Genomic DNA, 5,934 nt, shown 5'->3' with positions numbered 1-5,934 from the left:
TCAATGTCGCGGTGTAAGTGATCTGGCCTCCTTCAGCCACCGAGTTACTGGCGCTGAGCGACAGATTTGTAGTGTCGGTAACGTCGGTGACAGTGGTCGAAACTGGAGTTTTGTCCGCAACCAGATCTTCGAAGTTGCCACCGGTCACGCCAGTGATCGAGTTGGTGATCGGAGCATTACCAGCCAACGCATCGTTCGCAGCAACAGCAGTTGCAGTGCCAGTGGTCTGGCCGACGCCGATGGTGATGGTCTGACCGTTGGCAAGCGTAACGACAACTGGTGAGCCGGTAACCGGAGCGCCGACGGTGGCGGTGTAGGTGACAGTCCCGCCCTCAGCCACCGACGTATCGGCGGTCAGTTTGACGGTCGAAGTGTCGATGGTGTCGGTGACATTCGTCACCGCTGGAACCGCGCTTGGCACCAAGTTCTCGAAGTTGCCGCCGGTCGCACCCTCGATGGTCACTTCGACTTTGCCGGCATCTTTATAGACGTCGTCTTTCGGTGCGTCGACGGTCACGGTGCCGGTAGTTTTGCCTGCGTCGATGGTGATGGTGGCGCCGTTCGACAGGGTCACGGTCACCGGTGTGCCGGCCGGGTTGGTCAGGGTTGCGGTGTAGGTGATCTGGCCGCCTTCGGCGACCGAATCGCTGGCGGTCAGGTTCAGGTTGGTGGTGTCGGTGGTGTCGGAAACCACGGTATCTGCGGACTTGCCGTCGACCAGCAGTTTTTCGTAATTGCCACCCGTGGCGCCATCAATGGTCACGCTCAACGAGCTGCCGCCCGCCAGCGGGCTGTTCGGCGCGACGTAGTTGACGCTGCCGGTGGTTTCGCCGACCGCGATGGTGATGGTCTGGCCGTTGGACAGGCTGACGATGACCGGAGAGCCGGTCACTGGCGCGCCCACGGTGGCGGTGTAGACCACGGTTTCGCCTTCGGCGACGTTCGCAGTGGCGCTCAGCGACACGGTGGTGGTGTCGATGGTGTCGTTGACCGTGGTCACCGCCGGCGCTGTGCTGGTGACGAGGTTTTCGAAGTTGCCGCCGGTTGCGCTCTGGATGGTCGCTTCAACGCTGCCGGCGTCTTTATAGACGTCGTCTTTCGGTGCATCGACGGTCACGGTGCCGGTGGTTTTGCCGGCCTCGATGAGGATAGTCGCACCGTTCGACAGGGTCACGGTGACCGGTGTGCCGGCGGCGTTGCTCAGGGTTGCGGTGTAGGTAATCTGGCCGCCTTCGTTCACCGCGCCGGTCGCGCTGAGCGACAGGTTGGTGGTGTCGACGGTGTCGGTCACGGTGGTGCTGACCGGGGTCTGGTCGGCAACGAGGTTTTCGAAGTTACCGCCGCTGACGTTGGTGATCGAGTTGGTCAGCGGCGCGTGGCCGGCGAGGACGTCGTTCGGCGCGGTGGTGCTCACGCTGCCGCTGGTCTTGCCGACTTCGATAGTGATGTTCTGACCGTTGGCCAGGGTGACGACCACAGGCGAACCGGTGACCGGCGCGCCGACGGTGGCGGTGTAGGTGACGGTGCCACCTTCGGCCGCGGTTTCGGTCGCGGTCAGTTTGACCGTCGAGGTGTCGACGGTGTCGGTGACATCGGTAACCGCTGGCGTGGTGCTTGGCACCAGGTTTTCGAAGTTGCCGCCAGTGGCGTCCTTAATCGTGACTTCAACTTTTCCGGCGTCTTTATAGACGTCGTCGGCAGGTGCCGGAACGGTGACGGTGCCGCTGGTTTTGCCGGCCTCGATGGTGATCACCGCGCCGTTGCTCAGGCTCACGGTCACCGGCGTGCCGGCCGGGTTGCTCAGGGTTGCGGTGTAGACAATCGAACCGCCCTCGGCCACGGAGCCGGTCGCGGACAGCGACAGGTTGGTGGTGTCGGCGACGTCAGTCACCGAGGTCACCGCCGGGGTCTGGTCTGCGACGAGATTTTCGTAATTGCCACCGCTGGCACCGTCGATTTTCACGCTCAGGGTGTTGCCGCCGGCCTGTGCATCGTTCGGCGCGGTGAAGTTGACGCTGGAGCTGCTGGCGCCGACCGGAATGGTGATGGTCTGGCCGTTGGACAGAGTTACCAGCACTGGCGAACCGGTGACCGGTGCGGTCACGGACGCGGTGTAGACAACCACGCCGCCTTCCACCGCGCTGGCGCTGGCGGTCAGCGCAACGGTGCTGTTGTCGATGGTGTCGGTGACATCAGTTACCGCAGGCGTCTTGTCGATCACCAGATTTTCAAAGTTGCCGCCGCTGGTCTTGGTGATGCTCGCATCGACCTTGCCGGCGTCCTTGTACACGTCATCGCCAGGCGCAGCGACGGTCGCAGTGCCAGTGCTCGCACCCTTGGCAATGTTGATCACCGCGCCGTTGCTCAGGGTCACGCTCATGGCGGTGCCGGCCGGATTGCTCAGGGTCGCGGTGTAGACGATCGAGCCGCCCTCGGCAACGCTGCCGGTGGCGCTCAGGCTGATGTTGGTGGTGTCGACGGCGTCGGTGACTTTGGTCACCACAGCCGAACGATCGGCCTCGACGCGCTCGAAATTGCCGCCGCTGTGGCTGGCGATCGCCGTCCGCACGTTGCTGCCATCGATGTACGGCGTATTGGCGGGCGCCGGGAAATTCACCGAACCGCTGGTAGCACCGGCAGCGATGTTGATCACCGCGCCGTTGGCCAGGGTCACGGTCATCGCAGTGCCGGCCGGGTTGCTCAGGGTCGCGGTGTAGGTGATCTGGCCACCTTCGCTGACGGTATCGCTGGCGGTCAGGGTCAGTGCGGTTGTGTCGACGGTGTCGTTGACCGTGGTGCTGACCGGAGTCTTGCTGACGTCGAGTTTCTCGAAGTTGCCGCCGCTGGCATCGGTCATGGTTACGGTGAGCTTGCTGACGTCCTTGTAGACGTCATCGCTCGGTGCGGCAATCGTCACCGAACCGCTGGTCTTGCCGGCTTCGATGGTGATGGTCTGGCCGTTGCTCAGGTTGACCGTTACCGGCGTTTGCGCGGCGTTGGTCAGCGTTGCGGTGTAAGTTATCGAAGAACCTTCGAGCACATAGCTTTCTGCGCTGAGGGTCAGGTGCGTGGTGTTGACCGTGTCGGCAACGTTGGTCACCGCAGGCGTAGTGCTCGGCACGAGATTTTCGAAGTTGCCGCCGGTGGCGTCCTTGATGGTGACTTCGACTTTGCCGGCGTCTTTGTAGACGTCATCGGCAGGTGCCGGAACGGTCACGGTGCCGGTGGTCTTGCCGGCTTCAATGGTGATGACCGAGCCGTTGCTCAGGTTGACGGTGACCGGCGTACCGGCCGGGTTGCTCAGCGTCGCGGTGTAGGTGATCTGCCCGCCTTCGTTGACGTTGCCGGTGGCAGTCAGCGCGACGCTGGTGGTATCGACAGTGTCGGTCACGGTGGTGCTGACCGGGGTCTTGTCGGCGACCAGATTCTCGTAGTTGCCGCCGCTGACGTTGTTGATCGAGTTGGTCAGTGGTGCGTGACCGATCTGCACGTCATTCGATACCGGGGCGGTGACGCTGCCGGTGGTCTGGCCCACGGCGATGGTGATGCTCTGGCCGTTGGCCAGGGTCACGACAACAGGCGAGCCGGTGACGGGCGCGCCGACAGTGGCGGTGTAGGTGACGGTGCCGCCTTCCGCGACCGAGGTGTCGGCGGTCAATTTGACCGTCGAGGTATCGATGGTGTCGGTGACTTGAGTGACCGCTGGCGTGGTGCTCGGAACGAGGTTCTCGAAGTTGCCGCCGGTGGCGCTGGTGATTGTGGCCTGCACGGAACCGGCGTCTTTGTAGACGTCGTCGGACGGAGCCGGGAAAGTCACATTACCGCTGGTTTCGCCTGCATTGATGGTGATGACGGCGCCGTTCGACAAGGTCACGGTCACTGGCGAGCCAGCAGCATTGGTCAAGGTGGCGGTGTAAGTGATCTGGCCGCCTTCAGCCACGGAAGCGGTCGCACTCAGCGACAGATTGGTGGTGTCGGCCACATCGGTGACGGTGGTCGAAACTGGGGTTTTGTCCGCCACCAGATTTTCGTAGTTGCCACCGGTTACGCCAGTGATCGAGTTGGTCAGCGGAGCGTTGCCGGTCAAGGCATCGTTCGGTGCAGTGTAGGTGATGGAGCCAGTGGTCTGGCCGACGGCGATGGTGATGTTCTGACCGTTGGCCAACGTCACGACCACAGGCGAACCGGTGACTGGCGCGCCGACGGTGGCGGTGTAAGTCACGGTGCCGCCTTCGGCAACCGAGGTGTCTGCGCTCAGCTTCACCGTCGAGGTATCGACGGTGTCAGTGATTTCGGTCACTGCCGGCGTAGTGTTCGGCACCAGATTTTCGAAGTTGCCGCCGGTGGCGTCCTTGATGCTGACTTCGACCTGGCCGGCGTCTTTGTAGACGTCATCGGCCGGCGCTGGAACGGTAACGGTGCCGGTGGTTTCGCCGGCATCTATGGTGATCACCGAGCCGTTGCTCAGGGTCACGGTTACCGGGGTGCCGGCCGGATTCGTCAGCGTGGCGGTGTAGGTGATCTGGCCACCCTCGGCCACAGAACCGGTGGCGCTGAGGCTCAGGCCAGTGTCATCCACCGAGTCGGTGATGGTGGTGACCGCAGGCGTGTTGCTTGGCACCAGATTTTCGAAATTGCCACCGGTGGCGCCAGTGATCGTGGTGCTGACGGTGCTGCCATTGTTGTAGACGTCATTGGCCGCAGTCGGCACGTTGACGGTGCCCACGGTTTCGCCGGCCGCGATGGTGATGGTCGAACCGTTCGACAGAGTGACGGTTACCGGGGTTTGTGCCGGATTGGTCAGCGTCGCGGTGTAGGTGATCTGACCGCCTTCAACGATGTTGTTGGTAGCGGTCAGGGTCAGCCCGGTGTTGTCGACCGAATCAGTGATCGTGGTCACGGCTGGTGTGGTGTTTGGCACCAGATTTTCGAAATTGCCACCGGTAGCGCCAGTGATCGTGGTGCTGACGGTGCTGCCATTGTTGTACACGTCATTGGCCGCTGTTGGCACGTTGACGGTGCCGACGGTTTCGCCAGCCGCGATGGTGATGGTCGAGCCGTTCGACAGGGTGACGGTAACTGGCGTCTGCGCTGGATTAGTCAGCGTTGCGGTGTAAGTGATCTGACCGCCTTCAACAATGTTGTTGGTCGCGGTCAGCGTCAGGCCGGTGTTATCGACCGAGTCGGTGATCGTAGTGACTGCTGGCGTGGTGTTCGGCACCAGGTTTTCGAAATTGCCGCCAGTTGCGCCAGTGATCGTGGTGCTGACGGTGCTGCCGTTGTTGTACACGTCATTGGCCGCAGTCGGCACGTTGACGGTGCCGACGGTCTCACCAGCTGCAATGGTAATGGTCGAGCCGTTCGACAGGGTGACGGTCACCGGCGTCTGCGCTGGATTGGTCAGTGTCGCGGTATAGGTGATCTGACCGCCTTCAACAATGTTGTTGGTCGCGGTCAGCGTCAGGCCGGTGTTGTCGACCGAGTCGGTGATCGTAGTGACTGCTGGCGTGGTGTTTGGCGCCAGGTTTTCAAAGTTGCCGCCGGTAGCCCCGGTGATCGTCGTCGTAACGGTGCTGCCATTGTTGTAAACGTCATTGGCCGCTGTTGGCACGTTGACGGTGCCGACGGTTTCGCCCGCAGCAATGGTGATGGTCGAACCGTTCGACAGGGTGACGGTAACTGGCGTCTGCGCTGGATTAGTCAGCGTTGCGGTGTAAGTGATCTGACCGCCTTCAACGATGTTGTCGGTCGCGGTCAGGGTCAGGCCAGTGTCATCGACCGAATCGGTGATGGTGGTGACCGCAGGCGTGTTGCTTGGCACCAGATTTTCGAAGTTGCCACCGGTAGCGCCAGTGATGGTCGTGCTGACGGTGCTGCCGTTGTTGTACACGTCATTGGCCGCTGTTGGCACGTTGACGGTGCCGACGGTTTCGC

General features: G+C 62.3%; 1 protein-coding gene. It reads right to left on the bottom strand.

Going from position 1 to position 5,934, the window contains the following annotated elements; all coding sequences use genetic code 11:
• The coding region (locus tag D8U60_RS27580) for an immunoglobulin-like domain-containing protein (RefSeq protein WP_347237644.1) at positions 1-5,934 on the bottom strand (5,934 nt) is incomplete at both ends.

It is taken from the genome of Pseudomonas sp. Sample_11 (genome assembly GCF_004307505.1).
Taxonomy (GTDB): Bacteria; Pseudomonadota; Gammaproteobacteria; order Pseudomonadales; family Pseudomonadaceae; genus Aquipseudomonas; species Aquipseudomonas atacamensis.
Note: the sequence above shows the minus strand (reverse complement) of the source record. Positions and strands in the feature narration are given on the sequence as shown.